Source organism: Scatolibacter rhodanostii, from assembly GCF_900197595.1.
In the GTDB taxonomy this organism is placed as follows: domain Bacteria; phylum Bacillota; class Clostridia; order Oscillospirales; family Acutalibacteraceae; genus Scatolibacter; species Scatolibacter rhodanostii.
In genome coordinates, this window is record NZ_FZLO01000002.1 from 254325 (window position 1) to 268564 (window position 14240).

The 14240-nt window shown below is 40.3% G+C and carries 9 protein-coding genes and 1 riboswitch; of the genes, 3 read left to right on the plus strand and 6 right to left on the minus strand.

Annotated features, from left to right (window positions below; translation table 11 throughout):
• Positions 1–267: 267 nt before the first annotated feature.
• A complete protein-coding gene (locus tag CS931_RS05745) occupies positions 268–819 on the plus strand; it encodes a DUF4364 family protein (RefSeq protein WP_099204816.1) in 552 nt (183 codons plus the stop codon).
• A 129-nt stretch (positions 820–948) separates the two neighbouring features.
• On the opposite strand, the gene CS931_RS05750 is transcribed toward CS931_RS05745, so the two are convergent.
• A complete protein-coding gene (locus CS931_RS05750) occupies positions 949–4704 on the minus strand; it encodes a phosphoribosylformylglycinamidine synthase (protein WP_099204817.1) in 3756 nt (1251 codons plus the stop codon).
• A gap of 288 nt (positions 4705–4992) precedes the next feature.
• Positions 4993–6264, minus strand: coding sequence for a glycosyltransferase family 2 protein (locus CS931_RS05755; protein WP_143826234.1), 1272 nt, complete (start codon positions 6262–6264; stop codon positions 4993–4995).
• Positions 6265–6508: 244 nt separating this feature from the next.
• Here CS931_RS05755 and CS931_RS12795 point away from each other — a divergent pair, with 244 nt between their 5' ends.
• Together CS931_RS12795 and CS931_RS05765 are read left to right on the plus strand one after the other, a co-directional pair.
• Positions 6509–7639 (plus strand): hypothetical protein, encoded by a 1131-nt coding sequence (locus CS931_RS12795; protein WP_200814951.1) that lies wholly within the window; start codon positions 6509–6511, stop codon positions 7637–7639.
• A gap of 154 nt (positions 7640–7793) precedes the next feature.
• Positions 7794–7895: riboswitch (guanidine-I (ykkC/yxkD leader) on the plus strand.
• 45 nt (positions 7896–7940) lie between these two features.
• Positions 7941–8666 (plus strand): GAP family protein, encoded by a 726-nt coding sequence (locus CS931_RS05765; RefSeq protein WP_159459748.1) that lies wholly within the window; start codon positions 7941–7943, stop codon positions 8664–8666.
• A gap of 97 nt (positions 8667–8763) precedes the next feature.
• Here the strand turns inward: CS931_RS05765 and CS931_RS05770 are convergent, their stop codons facing one another.
• The 4 genes from CS931_RS05770 to CS931_RS05785 form a co-directional block, all read right to left on the minus strand.
• Positions 8764–9756: an aldo/keto reductase gene (locus tag CS931_RS05770; protein WP_099204820.1), complete on the minus strand. Its 993-nt coding sequence runs from the start codon at positions 9754–9756 to the stop codon at positions 8764–8766.
• Positions 9757–9778: 22 nt separating this feature from the next.
• On the minus strand, positions 9779–11302 hold the full coding sequence (locus CS931_RS05775; RefSeq protein WP_099204821.1) for a S1C family serine protease: 1524 nt from the start codon (positions 11300–11302) through the stop codon (positions 9779–9781).
• Positions 11292–12884, minus strand: coding sequence for a sensor histidine kinase (locus CS931_RS05780; protein WP_099204822.1), 1593 nt, complete (start codon positions 12882–12884; stop codon positions 11292–11294). Before CS931_RS05780 ends, CS931_RS05775 begins: the two co-directional genes overlap by 11 nt.
• Before the next feature lie 216 nt (positions 12885–13100).
• On the minus strand, positions 13101–13793 hold the full coding sequence (locus CS931_RS05785; protein ID WP_099204823.1) for a response regulator transcription factor: 693 nt from the start codon (positions 13791–13793) through the stop codon (positions 13101–13103).
• Positions 13794–14240: the final 447 nt, after the last annotated feature.

Sequence of the window (14240 nt, forward strand, 5' to 3'; positions counted from 1 at the left end):
ATAAACGATGGTCTTTGTAATAAAACTATGATATAATAGAATCCAACTTTATTGGATTCATGAGAAAAATAGGTTCTCGGCACGACGTGCCTCCCGACGCAAGCGTCAACACCTATTTTTAAAACTGTTTTACGATATAATAGAATCCAACTTATTGGATTCATTTGAGTTTCTTTTTATCCTTAGACCGATGAATTAAATCTCCTCGCAAAATTACTATTTTATTATTCACACGCTCTGCTTGTTTTACAAAAAGGAGTTGCTTTTATGTCCCCTTATGATGCTTTCACCGCAGGAGTTGACCCGGGCGGTCTGCGCACAAAAAATGACATCCGCATTTTAATTTGCTATATTTTAGAGAGTGTGAATGCCCCACTTTCTGGTGATGATCTTGCACAAATATTACAAGAGAAATCTTTGGCCAACTATTTTGAAATTATTGATGCCATTAACGCTCTAATTGAAAAAGAAAATATTCAAGCAGATGAAAATGGCGATTACCTAATCTGCGAAACCGGACGAAAAATTGCAGATACACTAGATACCACTCTCCCACTTTCTGTTCGCGATAAGGCCTTAGAAGCTGCGGTAACCACCATGGCTAGAACACGCAGTGAAAAAGAAAACAAAGTAGAAATTATCCGTGAAGAAAAGGGCTTTCGAGTAATTTGCCATATCTCAGGCGGCGATGTCGATTTAATGGAAATTTCTATTTATGTTCCCCACGAGAAACAAGCAAAAATGGTGAAATCCAACTTTCACAGCAATCCGGGCAAAATTTATGAGCTGATTTTAAATGCCCTTACTGGTAATCTATAATACTTGTTATAGATTGTCTTCTATTTTGAATACGCCTTCTACATAAGTAATCTTGAACTCTTTCTGCAAATTAAAAGGACGATACTGATTCCCTCAGTATCGTCCTTTTTGAATTCTTCAATTCTATTCTTAACCGAAATACTTTACGCCGCTTTCAAAAACCAGCTGATCTTTGTCACCGGGCACATTTCTATAAAGATGTTTACCTTTACGCTCAGAATGTCCCATTTTACCAAACACTCTGCCATCAGGACTTATAATACCTTCTACTGCACAAACTGAACCATTGGGGTTCCAAATGCTATCTCCACTGATTTCACCGCAAGGCATGCAATACTGTGTAGCAATTTGCCCGTTTTCTGCTAACGCCTTCATTGTTTCTTCATCAGCCACAAAGCGGCCCTCGCCATGAGAAACAGGAATTGCATGCACATCGCCTGCTTGTACGCCAGCCAACCATGGAGATTTCACGCTTGTCACACGAGTGTAGACCATGCGGGAAATATGACGTCCCAACGTATTAAAGGTTAGTGTGGGGTCATCTGTTTTCGGTTCTGTAATTTCACCGTACGGAACAAGACCCAGCTTAATAAGCGCTTGGAAACCATTACAAATGCCAAGCATTAAGCCATCACGGTTTTTCAGTAAGTCCATAACAGCCTCTGCAATCTTCGGGTTACGGAATGTTGTGGCAATAAACTTACCCGAGCCATCTGGTTCGTCACCGCCTGAAAAACCTCCGGGCAGCATAATCATCTGTGATTCTCGGATCGCTTTTTCCATCGCTGCAATGGTCTCTTCAATATCTTTAGGAGAGCGATTTCGTACCACTAATATTTCTGCTTCTGCGCCTGCTTTTTCAAAAGCTCTGGCAGAATCTATTTCACAGTTGGTGCCTGGAAATGCCGGAATAAAAACTTTAGGCTTGCGAATCTTAACAACAGGTGTATGTGTGCTACGATTTTTATAAAGTGGAACATCTTCTACTTTCACAGCTTTAGCATGAACAGGGAACGTTTTCTCAAGCGTACCGCTCCATGCTGCAACAGCTTCTTTTAGATCAATCTCTTCGCCGCCTATTTTAATTTGAGAATATCCCTTGGTTCTTCCCAAATAAATCGGTGATAATACTGAAGTATCTTCAATATAGGCTTCCGCAGAAAGCTCGACAACAATAGCACCTGCTTGCGGAGCAAACAAGACTTCTTCACTCAAACCATCTGTAAAACGGAATCCAACTTGATTACCAAAGCACATTTTGGCAACAGCGGCCGCTGCGCCGCCCTCTTTGACGACAGAGGCAGAAATGATATCTTTGGTCTCCATTCGCAGCAAGAGTTCTTGGTAAAACTTCTTAAGTTTCTTCCAATTGGGCATGCCACTTTCATCTTGCGGAATCGGCAGCAACATAACTGTTGAACCTGCATTTTTCATCGCAGCAGAAAGTGTTCGGTTGAGTTTCGTCATGGTTATGGCAAAACTGACCAATGTAGGAGGAACGTCTAAGTCCTCAAAAGTGCCGGACATACTGTCCTTACCGCCAATAGAAGGAATGTCCAATTCCAACTGTGCTGTCAAGGCACCTAAAAGAGCAGCCGTTGGCTTGCCCCAACGCTCCGGCACATCTCTCAAACGTTCAAAATATTCTTGGAACGTCAGTCTTGCTTTCAGAGGATTTGCCCCCACAGCAGCAAGTTTTGAAAGACTCTCCACAACAGAATACGCCGCACCAAAGAATGGACTAAATTTCATTAAACCGGGGATATAGCCATAAGACATGGCCGTTGCATCATTGGTCTCCCCTTTGACAACAGGAACTTTTGCTACCATTGCCTCTTCCGGTGTCAATTGATTTTCACCGGCAAACGGCATCAGAACCGTTCCGGCACCGATACTGGCATCAAAACGCTCAGAAAGTCCTTTTTGTCCGCAAACTTCTAGGCGCTTAAGGTTTTCAAGAAACGCTTCTTTACGAGATTTATTTTTAAGAACGCCTGGTACAGCATAATAATAATTCTCTGTAGTAGGCGCAGCGATTTTAACTTCTGCGGTCTGTGTGACACCGTTGGTATCTAAGAAAGCACGGCTCAAATCGACAATTTCATCATTTCTCCATGTCATCTTTAGACGAGGTTCTGCCTTGACAATAGCAACAACCTGCGCTTCTAGATTTTCTTCATCAGCAAGCTTAATAAAGGTATCGACATCTGCTTTATCTAGCACAACAGCCATACGCTCTTGTGATTCTGAAATGGCAAGTTCTGTGCCGTCAAGCCCTTCATATTTTTTTGGAACAGCATCTAAATCAATCGAAAGCCCGGGAGCAAGCTCACCAATGGCAACGCAAACACCGCCTGCGCCAAAATCGTTACAGCGTTTAATCAGTTTTGCTACCTCAGCTTTGCGGAACAAACGCTGAATTTTTCTTTCTGTGGGCGCATTACCCTTTTGCACTTCTGCACCGCAAACTTCAACAGATTCTTGTGTGTGCGCTTTACTTGAACCTGTAGCACCACCAATTCCGTCACGTCCGGTTGCACCGCCCAAGAGGACAATCACATCACCGGCTTCCGGTTCTTCACGCTTAACATTCTCTTTAGGAGAAGCACCAACAACCGCACCAATTTCCATGCGTTTGGCTGCATATCCGGCATCATACAGCTCGGTAACTTGTCCGGTGGCAAGTCCAATTTGATTGCCATAGGAGGAGTATCCTGCTGCTGCCCCTGTAGTAATTTTACGAGTAGGTAGTTTTCCTTTAATCGTATCTTCGACCGAAATTCTGGGGTCACCGCTTCCGGTTACTCTCATGGCTTGATAGACATAGGCTCTGCCGGAAAGCGGGTCACGAATCGCACCGCCCAAACACGTGGCTGCGCCGCCGAAAGGTTCAATTTCAGTGGGGTGATTATGTGTTTCATTCTTGAACTGAATGAGCCACGGTTCTGTCACACCATCAATGGTTACAGGCACTTCGATCGAGCAGGCATTAATTTCATCACTGACATCTAAATCTGGAACAAAACCTTTTTTGTATAGGTATTTTCCGCCCAAAGTTGCCATATCCATTAAAGAGACCGGCTTGTCTTTCCCGGCATAAAGTTCTTCTCTTTTCGATAAATAGTTTTGCAGTGCACTTTCAATTGCTTCACTCAGCACACCTTTTTCAATCTCAATATTCTTGAGCTCGGTTAAAAATGTTGTGTGGCGGCAATGGTCGCTCCAGTAGGTATCAATGACACGCAATTCAGTGACACTCGGATTTCTTTTCTCTTCATCTCTAAAGTAATTGCGGCAGAAAAGCAAATCAGAAAGCGTCATGGCAAATCCCATAGATTGATAGTAGGTTTGCATTTCCTCATCATTCCACTGGATAAAACCGTCTACTCTTTCTACGTCTGCCGGCAAATCTGTTTTCATGGCAAGACTGTCGGGCTTCTGCATAGAAGCAATACGAGATTCTACAGGGTTGACAATATAAGCTTGTATTTTTTCAAACTGCTCATCAGAAATTGCCCCTGAAAGCGCAATGAGCTTTGCCGTAGCAATGACAGGACGTTCGCCCTGCGTTAGCAGCTGAACACACTGTGCTGCCGAATCCGCTCTCTGGTCATATTGACCGGGGAGATATTCTACCGCAAAAACCTTGTATTCTTGCGGCAAACTGAAATCTTCCGCATATACATTATCCATGGCCGGTTCTGAAAAAATCGTTCTTGCTGCTGTTTGAAATTCCTCTTCGCTCAACCCTGAAACATCATAACGGTTTAAAAGCCGCAAATCTTTCAGTTCATGAATGCCAAGATTTTGTACAAGATCTTCTAGCATGTGCTGTGCTTCAATGTCAAAACCCTTTTTCTTTTCCACAAAAAGTCTGGTAACCATTACTTCCTCCGTTCTGCCGACAAGCAGTGCAAAACTTTATTTTGTGTTGACTATGTCTTATATTTTATCACAGTTTGCTCTTATTATAAACCGTGATTTAAGATGAAATTTGTATTCATTTCTTTTCACGAACCGTGCATAAAGCGCAAAACGCTCTAGCACAAAACAGTGTTTGTAAAAAATAAAACAGAAAGCTTCTGCCGTTTATGGCAAAAGCTTTCTCTAAAAATTCAACTTTTCTTTTTGAAATTCAAATACAATCGTGTGATTTAACTTTTAAACCTATCTTTAATCTTTTCTTGAATTCATATCGCTCAAAGACATAGCCGCTGTGTGCTTAATCGGTTTCCATTCAACATTGCTGAATAATGCTGTGAGAACCGCCAAGCCGAAGCTGATGACAAAAACAGGAAACGCAAAGGCATACAAAACTTTTTTGTATGCTGCACCATTTATTTTTTTCCACTCTGTGACAAGCACAGAAATTCCTAATAAATAGACCATTACATAAGAATTTAAGAATGCACTGATAGCACCTTCTACAAACATATGAAATTCTGCCGGTGTACCTCTTAGCGCCACAAAAAACATCAGCAAATTCATAATCATGCCAACACCAGCAACAACAATGGTGGGTATAGCATCCATCAGCATATCATAACTTGAAAAATTTCCGTTTTTAATAACTTCTTTTACCAGTTTGCCGCCATAGCTGCCAATGACTTGCATACTGCCTTTCATCCAACGGCTTCTTTGTGTAATAGACTGTGAGAAAGAAACCGGCTGTTCATCATATAACACTGCATTACGGCAATAGCCAACTTTTTCACCATTGGTAATTAAATCAGCTGTAAACTCCAAATCCTCAGACATCAAGTGATAAGGCCAGCCACCGTTTTTCTCCAATAATTCATTACTGAACATAAATCCTGTGCCGGAAATAGCACAGCTGGCGCCAATTTCAGAGCGAGGATAATTCAGATATTCTGAAATCACCATAAACCATAGTCCGTAACTTGCAGAAACCCAGCTGTCTGTAAAATTCTTTGTGTTGCGATAGCTTGTAACCGCCTGATAGCCATTTGAAAAAACTTTATTCATTTCTGTTATGTAGTGACTGTCAAGCAAATTGTCAGCATCAAAAATAAAATAGCCGTCATAGTGACAATCAGCATGTTCTGTTTTCATCTTATCAAAAACCAAGCTAAGTGCGTAGCCTTTTCCCACTTGCTCCTTGTTAAAACGTTCATAAACAAAAGCGCCTTTTTGTCTGGCAATTTCAGCGGTGTTGTCTGTGCAGTTATCAGCCACAACATAAACATCCACTAATTCTGCCGGATAATCCTGCTGATAAATACTGTCTAGTAAATGCCCGATAACATCAGATTCATTGCGGGCAGCAATCACAACAGCATAGCGGTTGAGTTTGAGTGCCGCATATTTTTTTGCCGGTTTAAAATACTTAATCAGCCAAAAAAATATTTTGTGAATTGTAAAAACAGAAAAGACAATCATCAAAATAGTATTAATATAAGAAAGTGTATGCATATTCTTTATCACCAAACTTACTTTTTGGTGCCTCCTAAATTCCTATCGTTTTATCCTAAATTTTACTGTTTGTTTTATGCAAATCTTATTATACACAATTTATTCATATAGTAAAGCATAGAGATTAAAACTGCATAACAAAAATCTTACGAAATTATGACATAAAGCACCCCTTTTTATATTTGCCTTGCGCCTATTCATGTATTGTGATAAAATATATAAGTTATTATGTAATATTCCGTCAGGAGGAACTCCGATGAAACATATTGTAAAAAAACTGGCTGCTTTGATGATAGCAGCTACTTTGACTTTTAACCTGTCTGGCTTGCCCCATGCCTTTGCAGAAGATTCTTCACAGCCAGCCCCTGAAGAAACCCCGTCTAGTGAGACTTCTTCTAGTGAGTCTTCTTCTAGCGACCCTTCTTCTAGTGAGGCCTCTTCTAGCGACCCTTCTTCTAGTGAGACCTCCTCTAGCGACCCTTCTTCTAGTGAGACCTCTTCTAGCGACCCTTCTTCTAGTGAGACCTCCTCTAGTGACCCTTCTTCTAGTGAGACCTCTTCTAGTGAGTCTTCTATTTCCAGCGAACCTTCCTACACTGAGCCGGAAGAATCCTCTGAAGAAGAAACTCCTGTCTACGAAACTGTTTCAGAAGAACCCGAAGCAACACCTACTCCTGCTCCTAAAAGAAATTCTATAGAACGTCCTAAAGCCACTATCAAACCTGATTTTTCTGCTAATACTGAAGTAGAAGAAAAGAAAGAAAGCAATTATGTCACTTTTGCTACTCTTAATTTAAAAGAAAACAGTATGTCACGCAATCTCTTTATGCTGGGTGCCGTTTTTATTGCTATTGGTGTACTGGGCATTTTTATCCTGATTTTATTGCATATTAAAAGAAGACGTCTGCCTCCATCTGATAACAACGAAATTTTTGCTGCTATTCGAGAGGCCGAAGATCGTTCTCGCGGCGCTGGAACCATGCATAATGAAATGCTAGAAGATTATCCTAACGAGCAATATGTTTCCGGTTATCCTCAGCAAGAATATAATAACACACAAAACTATCAAGCGGCTGAAAACTACTCTGCTTATAACACATCACAGAATGCCTACGATTATCAAAATGAGCAAGTCAATTATGAAACTGAAGACCCTTATGCTGCTTTTGCCTCTCCGGTTGCCCCTTATTCACCGGATGAGTATGACGACTATTCGTCAGTCGACGCTACATCCAATTATCAGGCTGCCCCTCCGGTCTACCCTTCTTATAGTGCCAACGAGCCTTCTCAATCCGTAAACAACCCTTCTCCCCAATCCTATAACACGGAAGAGATTTTAAGAGAAGCTCTCAACTACAATCCTCACTCGGACAACAATTCTTACTAATTTTGCTTTGTTAATTTATCTGCTTGCTCTTTCTAAAAATATCATAGCTTTCTTATAAAGCTATCTATTCTGTCGAGAATCATTTTGACTATGTACTTATGTACTTGACATCTACTTGCTTTTTTGTTATCCTGTTGAGCATAGAACTGAATACAGTATAGTTTTCTAGGGTTCCGTGGCAGAAATGCTGGTCTGGTCCGAGAGAAAACGCATAATCATGCGATTATGTACACGGTGGGATAAAAGCCTAGGAGTATATTACACTCCTAGGCTTTATTTTTTACTTAAAAAGGAGTTCATTATGTTTGCATTGACTATTTCTACCATTTTGACAAGTGCCGCTGACAGTCTTAACCCCATTGCCATTACACAACAATTTGTTTTGCAGGGAATGGTAAAAAAGCCAAAACATATTTGGTTTTTTATTTTAGCTACAGGTATTACAAATTTAATCGGAGGATTTTTAGCTTATTTCGGTCTTGTAAACGTGATTGGCCGTTTTTTTGCAGAAATAATGTCCAATCACGCACAAACCATTTTTACAGCTGAACTTATCTTGGGCATTGCTTTTTTAATTGCGGTCTGCTATCTTATCCAAAACGCAAAAATCAAAACGCTGCAAAAACAGATTGCCTCCACCTGCTCCTCTGATGAGGAAAAAGAGAGAGAAGAAGCCGTCGGAAAAATTAAATCCGTATCCCCTGCTGCCTTAACTGTCCTAGGCATAGGAGCAACCATCTCTGAATTAGCCACGGCTTTGCCTTATTTTGCCTTTTTGGCTATACTCTTTAGTCAACCACTTACTTTTTTAGAAGTTTCCTTTCTTTTGATTTTATATAACTTGATTTATATGTCACCTCTGATGGTCTTATACTTTGTATACACCAAAGCACAAGATAAATTTGACGCATTATATCTCCTCATAAAAAAGCAGATTACCCGATTCTCTCATGTGGCTGCCCCCACTCTTGTTGGCTTAGTCGGGGTCGTACTAGTCGCTCACTCTGTATCATTATTACTTGCGTAATCACGGTGCCGCTTGAAAGCCTTATTCTATATTGGCCATTCTCTCTTACAAAACAAAAAGGATATGCTTGAAATTACTCCAAGCATATCCTTTTCTTTTACTGCAGACTAATTTTATCTATCTCTCGCAATTCACTCTCTGTAAACTCTGTATGGTGAGCTGCTTTTATGTTTTCGAGAAGCTGTGAGGGTTTAGAAGCACCAACCAACACACTGGTTACCACACCATCACGCAAAACCCAGCTCAGTGCCATTTCAGCCAATGTTTGGCCTCTTTGCTCTGCCATTTGATTAAGCTGCTTAATCTGCTCTAATCGCTCTGGTGTCAAATTTTCAGCTCTTAAGAACCGACCGTCTGTTTTAATACGGCTATCTTCCGGGATTCCCTGCAAATAACGGCTACTAAGCATTCCTTGCTCTAACGGACTAAAGGCAATAATGCCTTTGCCACTTTTCTTTGCTGTTGCTTTTAATCCATTTTCTTCAATGGTGCGGTCAAAAATGGAATAACGATTTTGGTTGATAATGAAGGGACAATGCAATTCTTCTAATAATGCAATTGCTTTTTTCAGGGTAGCTCCGTCATAGTTAGAAATACCTGCATAAAGCGCTTTTCCACTTTTAACAGCTTGATTGAGTGCACCCATAGTTTCTTCTAGTGGTGTTTCAGGGTCCATGCGGTGATGATAGAAGATATCAACATAATCTAACTGCAAGCGCTTAAGGCTTTGATCCAAACTGGAGAGCAAATACTTTCTGCTGCCCCAATTGCCGTAAGGGCCTTCCCACATATCATAACCGGCTTTGGTACTGATAATCAGCTCATCCCGATAAGACTGAAAATGTTCTTTAAGAATTCTGCCGGCATTCTTTTCAGCACTACCCGGTTGAGGCCCATAATTGTTTGCTAAATCAAAATGTGTAATACCATTGTCAAAGGCAGTAAAACACATCTGCTCCATGGCTTCATAAGAGGATTTATCTCCGAAATTATGCCAGAACCCTAGCGATATGGCAGGCAGTTTTAGTCCGCTATCCCCACAACGATGATAAACCATTTTTTCATATCGTTTGTCACAGGCTTTATACATTGTTATCTCTCCTCGTTTTTATTTATTTTTGTGTTTCGCCTTTATCTTCTAACAGTGTAACGCTTACCTCAAAATTACTACCTTCGCCTGTACCCATGGCGTTGGGGCGGAAGAGACTTACCTTTACTTGATCTCCCGGCTTATAGCCCAAGAGAACATTGGCAATGTCGTTAACACCTTTTACTTCTGTTTCATCAATTGAGACAATAACATCTCCCACTTGAACCTCTGTACCGGTAAATGAACTTTCTTCGTCTATGACCTCAATCACAAAACCATTAGGCAGCCCCTGAAAATAGTAATTCTGTGTGTCGCTGTCTGCCCCTTTAATGCCAAGTCTCGTACGGCCTTTTACATATCCACCAGAGAAAAGCTCGTTAATAATTTCTTTTGCATTGGTAACCGGAATTGCAAATCCCATTCCCTCGTAATCTGTACTGGCAATTTTAGATGAATTAATGCCTACCACCTGACCATGCATATTGACAAGAGGCCCACCTGAATTGCCGGGATTAATGGCAGCATCGGTTTGAATATATGCCATGCCGTTTTCACTGTATGCTCCCACACTGCGGTTAAGTCCTGAAATAATTCCCCTTGTTAAAGATCTTGAAAATTGCTCGCCGCCCGGATTACCAATTGCCAATACCCACTCGCCAATCTCTAATTCATTGGCGTCTCCAAATTCAGCTGGTGTAAAATTGTGGTCATTGGTTTTAATCACTCCCAAATCCGTGGTTTTATCCACACCCACGACTACCGCATCATATTCTTTACCATCATTGGTGATTACTTTGACATCTGTTTTTTGCGAATTCATCACAACATGACTGTTCGTGATAATATAGCCATCAGAGGTAGCAATAATGCCTGTTCCCGTCGCCGGCTCTGTGCTTTTTCCATATTGTTCTACGTACATAGAAGCTCGAATCGTCACAGTAGATGCCACTACCTTTTTGTACACATCTACCGCCGATAGTTCTTCTGTGTTTGGCTTACTTTTAATTGAAATTCCCTCTTCATTTGGTTCTACTGTAATATCCGGTTTTTCCTTAGGTTCTTCCGGCTCTGTATCCTGTAAAGTATCGTTGTCTCCATTTTGAGCACCATTTCCGGGATTTTCATAATAAGGTTCGCCCTGTACATAGTCTCTCATTTCTTCTAACGTAAACGGCGATATCTTAAAGGCAAAAACAACTAAAAAGGTAACTGTCGTACCGATAGCCACCAAAGATAAAATCCAAAGAAAGACTTTTGTGGCAAGCGGCAGTTTTTCTTTTGGCATACGCTTCATTTTGGGCGGCTTGCCATAATAAATTGGTTGAACCGGTTGTGATTCAAAATTTTGTTTTGACTGAACAGGTTCTGCTGTTTGCTTCGGAGGCATCTTTGCTGCTATTTCTTCTTTTGCTTGTTCTGCTTCTGGTGAGCTTTTTGTATCAACCTCAGAAACCGGTTGTTCTGAAGACGCCTCTGTTCTCTCCTGCTGCTCTTTTACAGGGTCAATGTCTTCTTTTAACACACTTTCTTTGCCATCATCTGTCATTCGTATTCACCTCATCCTTGCTCTTTTTCCCCTCATCGCGAAGAGGTGGTATTTCCTGTGCCGAAGCTGGAATGGCATCATCTACAATCTGTGCATCTAAAATGTCAGACTGGTTATAATCTTTTCTTTCTGGTGCGCAATTCTTTTTAGGAATGAAGAAAGAAAACTTTGTATATTGACCCATTTTCGACATAACGCTGATATCGCCGCCGTGCAAACGAATCACTGTTTTGACAATGAAAAGGCCCAATCCCATTCCGTTCTTGTCACGACTTCTTGACTTATCTGTTTTGTAAAAACGGTCAAAAATCATCGGCAAATCTTCAGGCTCAATACCAGGTCCGCTGTTTTCGATTTCTACGCATACTCTATCAATACTGTCCACCAATTTCAGCGAAATATAGCCACCGTTATTGGTAAACTTAACTGCATTTTCAATTAAATTATATACCACTTGATGCAACAAATCTTGGTCGCCAAAGACCGTTTGCGCGTCCATTTCATCAAGACCCCGCACTTCAATCTCTTTATCATCAATACTTTTTTCAAAGGTAATCATCGCTGAAAAAATTGTCTTTGTCAGATCAAAACAAGTGGGATGTATCTGCATTTCACCGCTGTCAATTCGAGAAAGATCTAACATCGACTTTACAAGACGAGAAAGACGTTTCACTTCGACCGAAACAATTTTCAAATACTTCGTTTGCTTCTCCTGTGGAATAGTTCCATCTAAAATACCATCAACAAACCCTGCAATGGTTGTCATAGGCGTTTTCAGTTCGTGAGAAACATTGGCAATAAAGCTTCTGCGCATCACTTCACTGTTAGAAAGAGAATTGGCCATGTCATTAAAAGCTACTGCTAAATGCCCCATCTCATCTTCTGAATTAACTGGAACTCTAACTGAAAAATCGCCGTCACCAAAACGTCTCACAGCGACTGACATATTTCTCAAGGGTCTTATCATATTGTAAGAATAAAGCACAACTAAACCAAAAGTAATTAAAAATGTTGGCAGTGCCGCCAGTAAAAAGATATTGAGAAGTCCCTGTTGAATTGAATTCATAGGGCTTGAGCTTGTCGAGGCAAATACAGCAGCAGCAAAGGTTTCTTTTCCATCCGCATCCACTATATAAACCGGCACAGCCACAGTCATCATTTTATTGGTGTAAAAACTGTCCAGCATTCCTCTTTCTTCATAACAAGGTTCTTCTGCTTTAAGCGCCTTGATTTTATCCATAATGTTGGTGCCGACAATTTCTTTTTCCTTTGCTGTCCTATGGCTGTTGGCATAATTCCCAAAGAAAACCTCGCCATCTTGTCCTGTCACAAATATATCGGCATCAATATTTTGAGAAAAAGTGGTCAATAAGATTGGCACCAACGTACTGCCTGTGCCGCTTTCTAACACTTTCTTTGTCACTGATGAAACCGATTGAGCATTTTGCAGCAGCAAAGTTTGCTTTTCCTCTTTCCAATAGCTCCCAAAAAAAGTCATAAGTGCTGCACCAAGCGTGAAAAAGCTAAGCGCAATCGTAATCATCGTGAGAGTGAGATACTTTTTAAAAATTGATTTTTGCATCGTATAGAACTATCCTTTCAAGAAGCACCGTCTTTATTTGCCCTGGAAAGCGGCATTCTCTGTGCACCATGTGAAATTACTTCCAAAATATTTTAGCCATTGCAAAAAACCTGCGGTTGAATTCTGATAAAAAGATTTTGCCGTGAACAAACAGCAATTCAGCTTCTCGCAAAGACGCTGACACGGTTTTGAATTTCGCAAACTGCTTTGTATAGGCTAATCTTTGGTTTCAAATTTATAGCCAACACCCCAAACCGTTTTTAACGACCACTTATCTGACACGCCCTCCAATTTTTCTCTCAAGCGCTTAACGTGCACGTCAACGGTACGGCTGTCACCGTAGTAATCAAATCCCCAAACTTCGTCTAAAAGCTGGTCTCTGGTGAATACCTTGTTAGGATTAGAGGCCAAATGGTAGATAAGTTCCATCTCTTTAGGAGGCGTATCTACTTTTTTGCCTCCCACCTTTAACTCATAATTGGTTAAATTAATGTGCAAATTATCATGATTGACGATTTTATTCTCCACATCGGGTTCTTCCTTAATGGTTCTTCTTAAAACCGCATTAATTCTAGCAATGACTTCTTTGGCTTCAAATGGTTTGACAACATAGTCATCCGCTCCAAGCTCAAGACCTAAAACCTTATCAAAAACTTCACCTTTAGCGGTAATCATGATAATCGGTTTATTCGAACGCTTGCGAATTTCACGGCAAACCTGCCATCCATCAAGCCCGGGCAGCATGATATCCAAAAGCATTAGATCAGGATTGCAAGAGTCGAATATATCAAGTGCCGTTTCTCCATCATTGGCAATCTCCGCTTCATATCCTTCTTTTTCTATATACAATCTCAAAAGCTCGCAAATATTTTTATCGTCATCTACAATCAATATTTTTCCGTTCGCCATTTTTATCCTTCTTTCTGCTCTTATTATGCATATCTACATAAAATTCATGAGCCTACTTTTAATAATAATATCTTTATTATAAATCAAAAGCAAGCGTAATACATGAATTTTGTGTAAAAACGACTGCGCATTTTATTTTTTTATTGAAAATAAACTTTTCTTTCGCTCTTGTAACTGTTTTTTCTTTAAAATCAAGATTTAGAAAGTATAATTTCAAGGTCAAAAAGGGTTACGCATAGCATGATATTACCGTTTCGTTGTTGTATTGATTTTTCTTTATTCTGTTTTTCCTTTTATATTTTTCAAATTTTTCATAAAAAGATTTATCTCTCTTCACACTATTTTCACATGTTTAGGTCATACTATAGTCAACATCAATCATAAACCGTCTAACAGACCACATAAAATAAACATTGATACATGCATTAAAATTTGCCCTACCTACGC

What these genes read in the sequence shown, in the direction of transcription:
- CS931_RS05775 (WP_099204821.1), bottom strand. Translation starts at nt 11,302, where the DNA reads ATGACAGATGATGGCAAAGAAAGTGTGTTAAAAGAAGACATTGACCCT.
- CS931_RS05770 (WP_099204820.1), bottom strand. Translation starts at nt 9,756, where the DNA reads ATGTATAAAGCCTGTGACAAACGATATGAAAAAATGGTTTATCATCGT.
- CS931_RS05745 (WP_099204816.1), top strand. Translation starts at nt 268, where the DNA reads ATGTCCCCTTATGATGCTTTCACCGCAGGAGTTGACCCGGGCGGTCTG.
- CS931_RS05750 (WP_099204817.1), bottom strand. Translation starts at nt 4,704, where the DNA reads ATGGTTACCAGACTTTTTGTGGAAAAGAAAAAGGGTTTTGACATTGAA.
- CS931_RS12795 (WP_200814951.1), top strand. Translation starts at nt 6,509, where the DNA reads ATGAAACATATTGTAAAAAAACTGGCTGCTTTGATGATAGCAGCTACT.
- CS931_RS05765 (WP_159459748.1), top strand. Translation starts at nt 7,941, where the DNA reads ATGTTTGCATTGACTATTTCTACCATTTTGACAAGTGCCGCTGACAGT.
- CS931_RS05785 (WP_099204823.1), bottom strand. Translation starts at nt 13,793, where the DNA reads ATGGCGAACGGAAAAATATTGATTGTAGATGACGATAAAAATATTTGC.
- CS931_RS05780 (WP_099204822.1), bottom strand. Translation starts at nt 12,884, where the DNA reads ATGCAAAAATCAATTTTTAAAAAGTATCTCACTCTCACGATGATTACG.